General features: G+C 74.9%; 12 protein-coding genes and 1 pseudogene. 7 read left to right on the top strand and 6 right to left on the bottom strand.

Annotated features, from left to right (window positions below):
- Window positions 1-572 precede the first annotated feature (572 nt).
- Window positions 573-1,046, bottom strand: a pseudogene (locus tag Q5694_RS10755) (amino acid permease); the annotation flags it as partial.
- 252 nt (window positions 1,047-1,298) lie between these two features.
- On the opposite strand from Q5694_RS10755, the gene Q5694_RS10750 reads away from it, so the two are divergent.
- Window positions 1,299-2,324 (top strand): 4-hydroxy-3-methylbut-2-enyl diphosphate reductase, encoded by a 1,026-nt coding sequence (locus tag Q5694_RS10750; RefSeq protein WP_333932388.1) that lies wholly within the window; start codon window positions 1,299-1,301, stop codon window positions 2,322-2,324.
- A 71-nt stretch (window positions 2,325-2,395) separates the two neighbouring features.
- Window positions 2,396-3,142, top strand: coding sequence for a polyphosphate--glucose phosphotransferase (gene ppgK / locus Q5694_RS10745; RefSeq protein ID WP_333932387.1), 747 nt, complete (start codon window positions 2,396-2,398; stop codon window positions 3,140-3,142).
- 64 nt (window positions 3,143-3,206) lie between these two features.
- On the opposite strand, the gene Q5694_RS10740 is transcribed toward ppgK, so the two are convergent.
- The gene (locus Q5694_RS10740) at window positions 3,207-3,791 is read right to left on the bottom strand and encodes a DUF6542 domain-containing protein (protein ID WP_333932385.1); all 585 of its coding nucleotides are present in this window, start codon (window positions 3,789-3,791) and stop codon (window positions 3,207-3,209) included.
- A 169-nt stretch (window positions 3,792-3,960) separates the two neighbouring features.
- Here Q5694_RS10740 and ychF point away from each other — a divergent pair, with 169 nt between their 5' ends.
- Window positions 3,961-5,049, top strand: coding sequence for a redox-regulated ATPase YchF (ychF, locus tag Q5694_RS10735; RefSeq protein WP_333932384.1), 1,089 nt, complete (start codon window positions 3,961-3,963; stop codon window positions 5,047-5,049).
- A 185-nt stretch (window positions 5,050-5,234) separates the two neighbouring features.
- On the opposite strand, the gene Q5694_RS10730 is transcribed toward ychF, so the two are convergent.
- The 4 genes from Q5694_RS10730 to Q5694_RS10715 all read right to left on the bottom strand — a co-directional run bounded on the left by Q5694_RS10730 (window position 5,235) and on the right by Q5694_RS10715 (window position 7,828).
- Complete coding sequence (locus Q5694_RS10730) at window positions 5,235-5,600, bottom strand: hypothetical protein (protein ID WP_333932383.1); 366 nt, start codon at window positions 5,598-5,600, stop codon at window positions 5,235-5,237.
- Window positions 5,597-6,289: a class F sortase gene (locus Q5694_RS10725; RefSeq protein ID WP_333932382.1), complete on the bottom strand. Its 693-nt coding sequence runs from the start codon at window positions 6,287-6,289 to the stop codon at window positions 5,597-5,599. The genes Q5694_RS10730 and Q5694_RS10725 overlap by 4 nt, the downstream gene beginning before the upstream one ends.
- Window positions 6,282-7,112 carry a DUF4397 domain-containing protein gene (locus tag Q5694_RS10720; protein ID WP_333932381.1) on the bottom strand — a complete coding sequence of 277 codons (831 nt, stop codon included), beginning with the start codon at window positions 7,110-7,112 and terminating at the stop codon, window positions 6,282-6,284. Before Q5694_RS10720 ends, Q5694_RS10725 begins: the two co-directional genes overlap by 8 nt.
- 107 nt (window positions 7,113-7,219) lie before the next feature.
- The gene (locus tag Q5694_RS10715; RefSeq protein ID WP_333932380.1) at window positions 7,220-7,828 is read right to left on the bottom strand and encodes an RNA polymerase sigma factor; all 609 of its coding nucleotides are present in this window, start codon (window positions 7,826-7,828) and stop codon (window positions 7,220-7,222) included.
- 160 nt (window positions 7,829-7,988) lie between these two features.
- On the opposite strand from Q5694_RS10715, the gene Q5694_RS10710 reads away from it, so the two are divergent.
- The 4 genes from Q5694_RS10710 to Q5694_RS10695 all read left to right on the top strand — a co-directional run bounded on the left by Q5694_RS10710 (window position 7,989) and on the right by Q5694_RS10695 (window position 13,321).
- Complete coding sequence (locus Q5694_RS10710; protein ID WP_333932379.1) at window positions 7,989-9,284, top strand: MerR family transcriptional regulator; 1,296 nt, start codon at window positions 7,989-7,991, stop codon at window positions 9,282-9,284.
- A gap of 502 nt (window positions 9,285-9,786) precedes the next feature.
- Entirely contained in the window at window positions 9,787-10,971 is a 1,185-nt protein-coding gene (locus tag Q5694_RS10705) for a lycopene cyclase family protein (RefSeq protein ID WP_443040859.1), read from the top strand.
- Entirely contained in the window at window positions 10,968-11,756 is a 789-nt protein-coding gene (locus Q5694_RS10700; protein WP_333932377.1) for a class I SAM-dependent methyltransferase, read from the top strand. Before Q5694_RS10705 ends, Q5694_RS10700 begins: the two co-directional genes overlap by 4 nt.
- A 59-nt stretch (window positions 11,757-11,815) precedes the next feature.
- Window positions 11,816-13,321, top strand: coding sequence for an FAD-dependent oxidoreductase (locus tag Q5694_RS10695; RefSeq protein WP_333932923.1), 1,506 nt, complete (start codon window positions 11,816-11,818; stop codon window positions 13,319-13,321).
- The last annotated feature ends 127 nt before the right edge of the window (window positions 13,322-13,448 follow it).

The raw sequence follows: 13,448 nt of genomic DNA, 5'->3' as shown, positions 1-13,448 counted from the left end.
GGCCGCTTCGTGCTCGGTGGTGGTCGGCCGTTCTGCACCCGGCGGTGGTCGGCCGTTCTGGGCGCTCGGGGGGTCCGGCCGTTCGGCATCCGGCGGCGGTCGGCCGTCTTAGGCGCTTCGGTGGTCCGGCCGTTCTGCACCCGGCGGCCGCCTCTTCGTGCTCGGTGGTGGTCCGGCCGCTCTGCGCTCGGCGGCGGTCGGCCGTCTGAGGCGCTTCGGTGGTCCGGCCGTTCTGCACCCGGCGGCCGCCTCTTCGTGCTCGGCGGTGGCCCAGCCGCTCCGCGCTCGGCGGTGGCCGGTCATTCCGGGCTCAGCCGTGGCCCCAGCCGCTCCGCGCTCGCCGGTGGCCCGGCCGCTGTGGGCACACCGGTGGTCCGGCCGCTCCGCGCCCGCCGGTCGTTCGGCCGTTCCGCGCTCGCCGGTGGTCCGGCCGCTCCGCGCCCGCCGGTCGTTCGGCCGTTCTGCGCTCGCCGGTGGTCCGGCCGCTCCGAGCTCGCCGGTGGTCGGCCCCTCTGGCACACCGGTGGAGCGGTGTGCCGCGCGTAGCGGGCCGTTCGCCCGGTGGCCCTCGGTCACGGCGGTGGCGGCGTCACCGCCCGCCGGCCGCCCTGCACCGCGAGCACCACCAGGCCGATCGCCAGCCACACCGCGCCGACCGCCTGGGCGGTGCCCGACGCCTCCACGATGACCGCGACGGTGATCGCCGCGCCCGCCACCGGGACCAGTACATGGCGCCACCAGCTCACCGGGCCGCCCCGGCGCCTGACCGCGAACCAGCCCACCACGCTCGCGTGCAGCAACGTGAACGCCGTCAGGGCGCCGACGTCGACGACGGAGACCAGCTGGTCCATGCCGTCGTCGCGGCGTGCCGCCCACACCGCCGCCACCAGCGTGATCACCGCCGCGCACAGCAGCGCCACGCGCGGCACACCGGCGTCCGTGCGCGACAGCACGCGCGGCAGCCGCCCGTCGCGCCCCATCGCGAACAGCAGCCGGCCCGCCGCGGCCTGCCCGGCCAGCGCCGCGAACGCCGCACCGACGGCCTTGTGGCGTCCAGCGTGCCGAACACGCCGACCGGGGCCATCGGCGCGATGAACAGCAGCCCGTAGACCACCAGGTCCCGGAAGCCCAGGCTGCGCCGCAGCGCGTGCTCCCCGCCCGGGACGGGCGCCTGCGTGCCGGTCTCCGCCATCCTGGCCCGCCCTCCGTTCGAGTCACCGCCCTTCCCGTGCGCTCGTTCAGTCTTCCCGGGGACTGCGGACGGCCGCGATCCCTGACCCGCCGAACGCGGCCTTACGATGGGACGCATGTCTGCTTCGCCTGGCCGCCGTGTCCTGCTCGCCGCCCCCCGTGGCTACTGCGCGGGCGTGGACCGCGCCGTGATCGCCGTCGAGAAAGCGCTGGAGCAGTACGGCGCTCCGGTCTACGTGCGGCACGAGATCGTCCACAACAAGTACGTCGTGCAGACCCTGGAGAAGAAGGGCGCGATCTTCGTCGAGCGCACGGAGGAGGTCCCCCCGGGCAACATCGTGATGTTCTCGGCGCACGGCGTGGCCCCCGTCGTCCACGAGGAGGCCAAGCAGGGCCGCCTCGCCACCATCGACGCCACCTGCCCCCTGGTCACCAAGGTCCACAAGGAAGCCGTCCGGTTCGCCGGCGAGGACTACGACATCCTGCTGATCGGCCACGAGGGCCACGAGGAGGTCATCGGCACCTCCGGCGAGGCTCCCGACCACATCCAGCTCGTCGACGGCCCGGGCGACGTCGCCAAGGTCGAGGTCCGCGACCCGTCCAAGGTCGTCTGGCTCTCCCAGACCACGCTGTCCGTCGACGAGACCATGGAGACCGTCGACGCCCTCAAGGAGAAGTTCCCGCAGCTCATCTCCCCGCCCAGCGACGACATCTGCTACGCCACGCAGAACCGCCAGCTCGCCGTGAAGCAGATGGGCGCCGAGTCCGACCTGGTCATCGTGGTCGGCTCGCGCAACTCCTCAAACTCCAAGCGCCTGGTCGAGGTCGCCAAGATCGCCGGCGCCCGCGACGCCCACCTCGTGGACTTCGCCGACGAGATCGACGAGGCCTGGCTCCAGGGCGTCTCCACCGTCGGCGTCACCTCGGGCGCCTCCGTGCCGGAGGTCCTGGTCGAGCAGGTCCTGGAGTGGCTCGCGCAGCGCGGTTTCGAGGACGTCGAGATCGTCAAGGCGGCCGAGGAGTCCATCACCTTCTCCCTGCCCAAGGAGCTGCGCCGCGATCTGCGCGAGGAGGCGGCCGCGCTGGTCGCCGAGCGGGGCGGCGCCGGGACCGGTGAACGTTCCGGGGAGTGATCGTGTCGAGGGCCGGACGGTGATCCCCGTCCGGCCCGTGACCGTCAGCCGTACGTCGTAACGTGGGTGTCATGCAGATCTTCGGTGTGGACATCGGCGGATCCGGGATCAAGGGTGCCCCGGTGGATCTCGACAAGGGCGACCTGGCGCAGGAGCGCCACAAGGTCCTCACCCCCCACCCGGCGACCCCGGAAGCGGTGGCCGACGGCGTCAAACAGGTCGTCGACCACTTCGGCTGGTCGGGGCCGGTCGGCGTCACGTTCCCGGGCGTGGTCACCGACGGGGCGACCATCCGTACGGCGGCCAACGTCGACCACAGCTGGATCGACACCGACGCCCGCGCGCTGCTCGGCGAGCGGCTGGGCGGGCTTCCGGTGACGGTGCTGAACGACGCGGACGCGGCGGGCGTCGCCGAGATGCACTTCGGCGCGGGCCGCGGCCGTACGGGCACGGTCATCCTGCTCACGTTCGGCACGGGCATCGGCAGCGCGCTCTTCGTCGACGGCGCCCTGGTGCCCAACACCGAGCTGGGGCATCTGGAGCTGGACGGGCACGACGCGGAGAAGCGGGCCTCCAGCAAGGTGCGCGAGGACCACGACATGACGTGGGAGCACTGGGCGGCGCACCGGGTGAGCAAGTACCTCGCGCACGTGGAGATGCTGTTCTCGCCGGAGCTGTTCATCATCGGCGGCGGCGTCAGCCGCAAGGCCCACAAGTTCCTGCCCCACATCGAGGGCGTCAAGGCGGAGATCGTCCCGGCGCAGCTGCAGAACAACGCGGGGATCGTGGGCGCGGCGATGCGAGTGGCGGAACTCTAGGCAGGGTCGCCGAGGGCACCGGGCGAGGCAGACCCCGACGGCGGTACATGAGGGCAGGGGCCCGTCAGGCAGGCTGACGGGCCCCTGCCGTGCGCCGCCGGTGCACCAGCCGGATCCGGCGGACGATCACCATGACCCCGGCGACCAGCGTCCCGCCGTAGAGCCAGCCGGCCTGCGTGGCGAGCGCCGTCACCAGGCCCATCAGCCTGCCGCCGACCCCGCCGTCGCCGTCGGCCACCGGCAGCAGTCCCACGGCGAACGCGATCGGCACCACGATGGGCGCCGTCATCAGGTCCCCGGGCCGCACCCACAGCGCGGTCAGTACGCACACCGGCAGGAACAGCACCCCGTACACCGTCAGCGACGCCCCGAACAGCGCCGAGCACAGCGCGCCCAGCAGGAACATCACCGCCGCGCAGAACAGCCCGCTGCCCAGCCCGGTCAGCCGGGGGTTCGGCAGGCGTCGCGCCGCCGGAGCGGGGGCGGGGGCCGGCCTTCGCACCGGGGCCGGGCGCCGCTGCTGGCCCGGCGGCCGGGCCGGGCGCGTGGCACGGCCGTCCGCACCGCGCTTCACCTGCGGCGGCAGGGGCGGCCGCGGCCGGTCGCGTCGCGTTCCGTACTGGGCAGGTCGCGTCCTGTATCGCTCCACCGCACCAACTTAGGTCGTTCTATATGCCGAATAGGCTGTCTGACACGCCGTGGACCCCGGCCTGGGCACGCGTTCGATACGTCGCCGGGGCCGTGGTGGGCACGTCGTAGACTGGTGGATCGGCCGCTCCTCAGGCCCCCTGCCCTCTCCACTCACGGGAAGTCGCAACGTGTCGCTCACGATCGGAATCGTCGGTCTGCCGAATGTCGGCAAGTCGACCCTGTTCAACGCCCTGACCAAGAACGACGTGCTGGCGGCCAACTACCCGTTCGCCACGATCGAGCCCAACGTCGGCGTGGTCGGCGTCCCCGACCCCCGCCTGACGAAGCTGGCGGAGATCTTCGACTCGCAGCGGGTGCTCCCGGCGACCGTCGACTTCGTCGACATCGCGGGCATCGTGCGCGGCGCCAGCGAGGGCGAGGGCCTGGGCAACAAGTTCCTCGCGAACATCCGCGAGTCCGACGCGATCTGCCAGGTCATCCGGGCCTTCAAGGACGAGAACGTCGTCCACGTCGACGGCAAGGTCTCGCCCAAGGACGACATCGAGACGATCAACACCGAGCTGATCCTCGCGGACCTGCAGACCATCGAGAAGGTCCTGCCGCGCCTGCAGAAGGAGTCGCGGATCAAGAAGGACGTCGCGCCGAAGGTCAAGGCCGTCGAGGAGGCCAAGGAGATCCTGGAGAAGGGCGACACCCTCTTCTCCCGGGGCATCGTCCAGGGCACCGAGCGCGCCGAGCTCCTGCACGACCTGCACCTGCTCACGACCAAGCCGTTCCTCTACGTCTTCAACGTCGACGAGGACGAGCTGACCGACGAGGACTTCAAGAACGAGCAGCGGGCCCTGGTCGCCCCCGCCGAGGCGATCTTCCTCAACGCCAAGCTGGAGGCGGACCTCGCCGAGCTCGACGAGGACGAGGCGCTGGAGCTGCTGCAGTCCGTCGGCCAGGAGGAGCCCGGCCTGGCGACCCTGGCGCACGTCGGCTTCCGCACGCTCGGCCTGCAGACCTACCTCACGGCCGGTCCCAAGGAGTCCCGCGCCTGGACCATCAAGAAGGGCGCCACGGCCCCCGAGGCGGCCGGCGTCATCCACACGGACTTCCAGAAGGGCTTCATCAAGGCGGAGGTCATCTCCTTCGACGACCTGGTGGAGACCGGCTCGGTCGCGGAGGCCCGCGCCAAGGGCAAGGCCCGCATGGAGGGCAAGGACTACGTCATGCAGGACGGCGACGTGGTGGAGTTCCGCTTCAACGTGTGACCGGGTGACGTGACACAGGTCGCAGGTCCGGCGGACCGGCGGCGCAGAAGGGGCCGGCTCGTCCCGAGCCGGCCCTTTTCGCGGTGTCCTGACCGGGAGATCATGATGCCGGCGGCGCCGCTGACAAGCGCAGCCCGGCCCCTCGGGCGGCATGCGGGGCTCGGCTGCAGGTAGGGGTCCCGGCCCTACCCGGTTCTCCTGCGCAGCCGGCCGGCGCGGTGGGCGGCCGTGAGGGCCGCGGCCAGGGCCGTGGCGGTGAGGGCCGTGAGGAGGAGTCTGTCCCGCTTCGTGTGGGCGCCGGGGGCCCGAGGGGCCGGGGGCTCGGGGGACAGGCCGTGGGTGATGCGCCGCCAGACGCGTTCCGGGGGCGCGGCCGGGAGGTCGACCAGCTGGGCCGTGCGCGCGGCGGTCACCACGCGGGTCATCGTCCGCAGTTCGTCCCGGCAGCGCCCGCACTGCCGGATGTGCCGCAGCGCACCGGCGTCCTCCTCACCCGCGGTGGCGTGCCCCAGGGCCAGTTCCACCAGGTGAGCGGGGTCTACGTGGGTCACTGCGCCCTCCCGGACCCGACGGGCTCCGCCGTGACGACGAGGTTGGACAGGTAGCCGCCCCGCCCGGGGTCGAACGGCGGCGCGCAGGTGACGAGGGTGAGGACGGGAGCGCCGGAACGGCGGAACACCGAGGCGGGCAGCTCGTCCTTCGGGACGGTCCGGCGCGCGACGACGCGGTGACGCACCGGCTCCGCCGTCGCCCGGCGCACCTCGACGCGGTCCCCGGGACGCACGTCGCGGAGCGCGGCGAACTCGCCGATCGCCCCGGTGTGGTCGTCGACGTGACCGACGAGCACGGCCGAACCCCGGTCGCTGCCCGGCGCGGGGCCGTAGCGGTACCAGCCGGCCTGGGACGGGTCCTCGGGGACGGCCATGTCGCCCTCGTCCGTCACTCCCACCGGGCCGACCCGGGCGTCGAGGCCGAGACCGGGTACGAGGACGCGTTCGGGCGGGGGAGCCGGTGCCGCCGAGGGCGGGGAGTGCGGGTTCGCCGGGTCGTTCCCCTTCACGGGGGTGTCGCCGTTCACCTCCGCCGGGTTGTGCGGGTCCGGCGGAGTGGTCTTCCCGAAGTCCCGACCCGCCGTGGCACCCGCCGGGGAACCGCTCGGCTCCGGCGGAAAGCCGAGGACGGCTGCCACGGCGGCAGCCGCCACGATCGGTCCCGTCAGCCGGCGCGCGTGGTCAGCCACGCCGGCCGGCGATCCGGCGGACCACCAGCGCGCCCGTCAGGACGGCCGCCCCGCCCGCGACGGCCCAGCCGGCCGACAGGTCGGTGGAGTTCGGGGCCGCGGCGGCCCCGCTCCCGCCGGCGGGAACACCGCGCGGGCCGGACTCCATGCCGCTGAACGTCTGGGTCGCCAGCGCCAGGTCCTTGTCCTCCGCGCTGCCCCAGGCGTAGACGACGTTGCTCGTGCCCTCCGCGAGGTTCAGGTCGGCCGGGCCGATGGCCACCGTGTCGGTGCCGGCGAGCACCACGTCGGCGTTGATCGTGCCCGCGTCGACCCCGGCGGTGCCCTCCTTCGGGTTGGTCAGGTCGCTGAAGACGGTCTGCCCGCCGGCCCGGACGTCGACGGCCGGTGCCGCCGCGACGTGGCGGACCGTGAGGCGGGACTTGCCCGGGTCGACCCGCGAGACGTCGTCGGTGAAAGCCGTCAGCTCGGGCCGGCCGTCGGCGGAGAGGTGGGCGGCGACCGTGGCGCTGCCGCCCTCGGGCACCTCCACCGTCTTCTCCAGGGCGGGGGTGCCGTCCGGCCCCTCGCCCGCTTCGAAGATCTTGATGTCGTAGGTGCCGGCGTCGAGGGACTGCGGGTCCGTCACGGTGCCGGGCTCGAAGTCGCTGAGCAGTTCGTCGCCGTTGGCGTACACGTCCACCGTCAGATCGGGGATGCCGTGGAAGACGGACACCATGGCCTTGCCGGAGTCGTCGGCGGCCAGGGCGGGCGCGGCGGCGCCGAGCGCGAGGGCGCAGGCACCGGTGGTGGCGGCGAGGGCGAGGCGGAGGGGGGAGGTCATCGGAAATCATCCCTTCGGCAAGTCTCCGTACGGTGCGGAGTCTCGGTCGTGTTTCGGGTGCCGGGGCCGCTCCGGATGCGCGCCGCGGCGGGCCCTCTTCGGCCGCGTCACACGCCGGTGTCGTGGACGGGGCTCTGCTCGACCGCCCGGCGCAGCCGGTGCAGGCCGCGGCGGGCGTGGCTCTTGACCGTGCCCAGGGGCATGCCGGTGCGCTCCGCGATCTGCGTCTGGGTCAGGTCCTCGTAGAAGGCCATGCACAGCACCTCCCGCTGGTCGCGCGGCAACCGGCCCAGGGCGTCGATGAGCAGCACGCGGTCCAGCACGTGGTCCGGTGCCGACTCGCCGTGGCCCGCCGGGGTGTCCGCGTCCCGGGCGGCCGAGTCGACGAGCGTCAGACGCCTCGTCCTGGCGGCCAGCGCGTCCACGATCTTGCGGCGGGTGATGCCGACCAGCCAGGCGCCGAGCGGACCGCGTTCCGGGCGGAATCCCGCGCGGCCGTGCCAGGCACCGAGGAAGACCTGCTGGGTGACGTCCTCCGCCTCGTGGGTGTCGCCGAGCACCCGCGTGGCCATGGTGTGGACGAGGGAGCACCAGCGCCGGTAGATCGCGGCGAACGCCTCCTCGTCGGCGGCCAGCAGGCCCCGGGCCAGTTCCTCCTCGTGGCGTGTCTCCTCCACGGGCGGGACGGGGACGGCGACTCGTGTGTCGGTGATCATGGCCGGGTTCCTCCTGCCGGGCTCCGTGCGGGGACGGAAGGCCGTTGTCGGACCGCACCCGCCGCAGCCGGGGGGCCGCGGGCGGTGCGTTCCCGGCCAGTGTTCGGTGCACAAACGACGCAGCTCAACATGCGTCGTTTGTGCGTCGTACGATCGATGCATGGGTGCACAGGAACGGAACGGCGACGACCGCGCGACGGCCCGGCGACCGGAAGGCGCCGGGCTGCCGGAAGGCGCCGGGCTGACCACCGGCGAGGTGGCCAGACGGCTGGGCGTGGCCCCGACGACGGTCCGTACCTGGGACCGGCGCTACGGCCTCGGGCCCGACGCGCACACGGGCGGCCGGCACCGCCGGTGGACCGTCGTGGACGTGGCCCGGCTGGAACGGATGTGCGCCCTGACGGCGACGGGGATACCGCCCGCGGAAGCGGCACGGACGGTACTGCGTGAGACGCCGCGGGGAGCCGCCCGGGTCTTCGGGGAAGGGGACGCCGCGGGGGCGTCCCCGCACGGCTCCGCCCCGGGCGGCACCGATACGGGCACGGGTTCCGGCCGGGGTGCGGCTCGAATCGACGCAGCACGGGTCGCCGGCCCGAGCGCGGCCGGAATCGACGCGGCAGGCCCCTCCGGTCCGCGCGGGGCCGGCATCGGCGCGGGTTCCGGCGACGGACCGGATCCCGGGCTGTTCTCCGCCGCCGCCGACGACGCGTCGGGTGCCGGGACCGCTTCGGCCGCCGCCCCCGGCGGCAGGGAGGGCACCGCGACTGCGCCGAGGGCCGGCCGGGGGCGGAGCCGGGCCGGGAGCGGGATGCGGCTGGGCGACGTGCGTCAGGAGTGCAAGGGCATCGCCCGGGCCGCCCTGCGTCTGGACGCCGCCGCACTGGACGAACTGCTCGGGTCGGCGATCGACGAGCACGGACTGGTCACCGCGTGGACCGAGGTGATCATGCCGACCCTCCAGGCGGTCGGCCGCAAGTGGGAGAGCTCGGGCGAGAAGTACGTCGAGGTGGAGCACTTCCTGTCCTGGCACGTCTCCGGCGCGCTGCGGCGCTGCACCCCGCCCTCCGCGGCCGACCGCCCGGGCGCCACCACGGTGCTGGCGTGCGTCCCGGGCGAGAGCCACACGCTGCCGCTGGAGGTACTGGCCGCCGCGCTCGCCGAACGCGGCCTGCCCGTGCGGATGTTCGGCGGCGCGCTGCCCGTGGAGTCCCTCGTCACCGCCGTACGCAGGACCGGCCCGGCCGCGGTCGCGTTGTGGGCCCAGTCCCGCACCACCGCGAGCCGTCCGCTCGCCGCGCACGTTGCCGCGATGGAATGGGGGGTACGCGGTGCCCGGCGCAGGCCGGTCGTCCTGACGATCGGGCCGGGCTGGGCGGGCCGGGCGGTGACCGGGCTGCCGCGGCCGGCCGGGCTGGCGGAAGCCGTCGCGCTCCTGGAGTCGGTCGTGTCGCGCTGACCGGGCCCGGCTGCATCCGGGACCGGTACCGGCAGGGAAGTGACGGAGGATCGAATGACGGCGACGGCCGGGTGGTGGGAGCGGGTGTGCGGATGACCGGTGCGCGGGGGCGGCCCGCGGCCGCCGACGCCGACGGGCGGGGCGTGTGCCCCCCGCCGCGTCCCTCGCGTGCCGGGCTCACGCCGCGTCGCGCGCGGCTCCTCCCCGGGCGGGGAGGACGCCCGGTGGTGCCCGGTCACGGCGGCCGCGAGCCGTGGCGGCGGGCGCCCGGGCCGTCCGGGACCACCCCTCCCCCCGGGCCGTCCGGGACCACCTCTCGCCCCGGGGAGCACCGGCAGGACTCGCCGTGCGGCCATCCGGGGAGGAGCGCACGGGGCGCTCGCCGTCCTCGACACCGCCCGCCCCAGCCGTTCCCGGCCGTCGCCGCGCCCGTCCCGGCCGGACGACGCGCCTCCCACCCGGCCGGCGCCCGGTGACCGCCGGAGCGGCCGGTGTGCCGGAGATCGTGGTCGTCGGGGGCGGGGCCGCCGGGCTGAGTCTGGCTCACCGGCTGGTCGAGACCGGTGCCGCCGCCGTCACCGTCGTGGAGCCACCGGACGGTCCCGCGCGCCCGGCCGAACGGACCTGGTGCTACTGGGACGAGGGCGACGACGAGCTGGGCGCCGCGGTGACCGCCGACTGGTCGCTGCTGCGGGTGCACGGCCGCGACGGCACCGCCCTCACCGTCGACCCGGCCCCCGCGACCTACCGCATGGTGCGCTCCTCGGCGTTCGAGCGGCTGGTGCACGCCCGCCTGGAGCACGCCCCCGGCGGGCGTCTGCTGCGGGCCACGGCGGACACCGTGCGTGACGTCCCCGGGGGCGCGGAGGTCCGCTGCACGACACCCGACGGCCGAGTCCTCACGCTGCGCGCCCGGTACGTGTTCGACTCACGGCCGCTGCCCGCCCTGCCCGCCGCCCGGACGCAGTTGCTGCAGCACTTCCGCGGCTGGTTCGTGCGTACGGACCGCGAACGGTTCGACCCCGCCGTGGCCGACCTGATGGACTTCCGGGTGCCGCAGCCCCGGCACGGGCTCGCCTTCGGCTACGTCCTCCCGCTGGCCCCGGACCGGGCACTCGTCGAGTACACCGAGTTCTCCCGGGCCCCGCTGACCACCGAGGCGTACGAGGCCGCGCTCGGCCGCTACACCCGGGAGGTGCTGCGGCTGGGCGCGTTCGGGGTCGAGTCCGCCGAACAGGGCGTCATCCCCATGACCGACGGGCGCTTCCCCCGCCGCACCGGCCGGTCCGTGTTCCGCATCGGAACCGCGGGCGGCGCCACCCGGCCCGCCACCGGCTACACCTTCGCCGCCGTCCGGCGGCACAGCCGGGCCGTCGCCGCCGCCCTGCGCGACGGCCGCGGCACCGTGCCCCCGCCCCACGGCCGGCGGGCGCTGGCCATGGACGCGGTGCTGCTGCGCGCCCTGGACACCGGACGCGTCGACGGCCCCGCGTTCTTCACCGACCTGTTCCGCCGTACGCCCGCGCACCGCCTGCTGCGCTTCCTCGACGGCGCGACCTCGGTGCGGGAGGAGTGGGGCATCGGACTGCGCACCCCCGTGGGACCGATGCTGCGCACCGCGCTCGAAGTGCCCTTCCTGCCCCGCCGAACCCACCCCCTCCCAGGAACCGGAGAGAGCCACCGATGACCCTGCTGCGCGACGGCGACCTGGCGCGCGCCTTCGACCACGCGTCCCGCACCTACGACCGGCTCACGGCCCTCAACCCCGGTTACCGCACCGACCTGCTCCGCTCGGCGCGCCGGTTGCGGCTGCCCGGCGACGGGGCCGGGCTGCACGTGCTCGACCTCGGGTGCGGCACCGGCACCTCCACCCGGGCCCTGCTGCGGGCCGCGCCCCGGGCGCGGATCACCGCCGTGGACGCCTCCGCCGGCATGCTGCGGCAGGCCCTGGCCAAACCGTGGCCCGACCGGGTGCGGTTCCTGTACCTGAGCGCCGAGGAACTGCCGGCCGCCGGCGAAGGCCCCTTCGACGCGGTCTTCGCCGCCTACCTGTTCCGCAACGTCACCGACCCGGACGCCGTGCTGCACTCGGTGCGGACCCTGCTGAAGCCGGGCGGGCGGCTGGCCGTGCACGAATACAGCCTCGGCGGCTCACCGGCCCAGCGGGCGCTGTGGACGGCCGTCTGCCAGGGGATCGTCATCCCGGCGGGCACCCTCACGGGCGATCGGGCCCTGTACCGGCACCTGTGGCACAGCGTCCTCGACTTCGACACCGCCCCCGCGTTCACCGGCCGGCTGACCCGCGCCGGCTTCGCGGACGCCCGCGCCCTGCCCCTGGCCGGGTGGCAGACCGGCATCACCCACACCTTCGTCGCCCGCAACGGCTCCGCCCCGGCCGCCGCCGAGACGGCCCGGCAGACCCCCACCGGGACGGTCGCGGCATCCGCCCCCACCCCGGAGGCCGGCCGGTGAGCACCCGGACCGCACCCACCGCCGCCCGCCGCGGCCGGGACCGCAGGGCCGAGGTGCTGATGCCCGCCCCCGGCCGGGACCGGTTCGAGCCGGGGGACGCGCCGTCCGTCGCCGTGGTGGGCGGCGGCATCGCCGGCCTCGCCGCGGCCACCGGACTGGCCGAACGCGGCGCCCGCGTCACCCTCTACGAACGGGAGGAGTCCCTCGGCGGCCGCCTCGCCGGCCGGCGCACCCGGCTCGCGGACGGTTCCGAGGCGACCATGACCCGCGGCTTCCACGCGTTCTTCCGGCAGTACTACAACCTGCGCGGCCTGCTGCGCCGGACCGATCCCGGCCTCGACCGGCTCACCCCGCTGCCCGACTACCCCCTGCGGCACAGCGGCGGGCTCACCGACAGCTTCGCCCGCGTCCCGCGCACCCCGCCCCTCAGCGCCCTCGGCTTCGTCGCCCTCAGCCCCACCTTCGGCTGGCGCGACCTGACGTCCATGAACGCCCGCGCGGCGCTGCCGCTGCTGGACGTACGCGTACCGGAGGTGTACGAGCGGTTCGACCGGGTCAGCGCGACCGGGTTCCTGCGCAGCGTGCGCTTCCCCGAGGCCGCGCACCACCTGGCCTTCGAGGTCTTCTCGCGCAGCTTCTTCGCCGACCCGCGCGAACTGTCCGCCGCCGAGCTGATGCTGATGTTCCACATCTACTTCCTCGGCTCCTCCGAGGGGCTGCTGTTCGACGTGCCCGACGAGCCCTTCCCGCAAGCGCTGTGGGAGCCGCTCGGCGACTACCTCCGGTGCCTGGGCACCGACATCCGCACCGGCACGGCCGTCCACGGCATCGACCCCCTCCACGGCGAGGGCGGGGCCGAGGTCCGCACGGAGGCGGGGACCGGCCGGCACGACGCCGTGGTGCTCGCCCTGGACACCGAGGGGCTGCGGCGCACCGCCGCGGCCTCACCCGGCCTGGGCACCGGCCCGTGGCGTGCGGACATCGACGCACTGCGCACCGCCCCGCCGTTCCTCGTCTCCCGGTTCTGGCTCGACCGGCCGGTACGGGCCGACCGCCCCGGCTTCCTCGGCACCAGCGGCTACGAGGGCCTGGACAACATCAGCGTGCTGGAGCGCTACGAGGGCGAGGCCGCCCGCTGGGCCGCGCGCACCGGGGGCTCGGTGGTGGAACTGCACGCCTACGCCGTCCCCGAGGGGGCCGACCGGGAGAAGGCGCAGGACGAACTGCTCGCCCAACTGCGGCGGGTGTACCCGGAGACGGGCCGGGCGCGGGTCGTCGACGTCCGGCACGAGTGGCGCGCGGACTGCCCGATGTTCACCGCCGGCACCCACCACCGCCGCCCCACGGTCGCCACCCCGCATCCGTGGCTGACACTGGCCGGTGACGGCCTGCGCTGCGACCTGCCCGTCGCCCTGATGGAACGCGCCGCCACCACCGGTTTCCTGGCGTCCAACGCGTTGCTCGCCCGGTGGGGCGTGCGCGGCCAGGTCCTGTGGACGGTCCCGCGCGCGGGCCGCTCCCCGGCGCTGCGCGCCCTCGGCGCCCTCGCCGGCCGGCGTTCCTGAACGGGCCGCGCGACCGGCCAGGCCGCCGGACGGGCCCGGTCAAGCGGACGGGCCCGGGCAGCCGGATGGGCCCTGGCCGCTCGGCCAGGGCCCATCCGGCGGTGCCGCACCGGCCCGGAGCGCCGCT

The organism is Streptomyces sp. AHA2 (genome assembly GCF_036857595.1).
Lineage (GTDB): Bacteria > Actinomycetota > Actinomycetes > Streptomycetales > Streptomycetaceae > Streptomyces.
The sequence above is the reverse complement of the archived record's forward strand: the minus strand, read 5'-3'. Positions and strand labels throughout refer to the sequence as shown.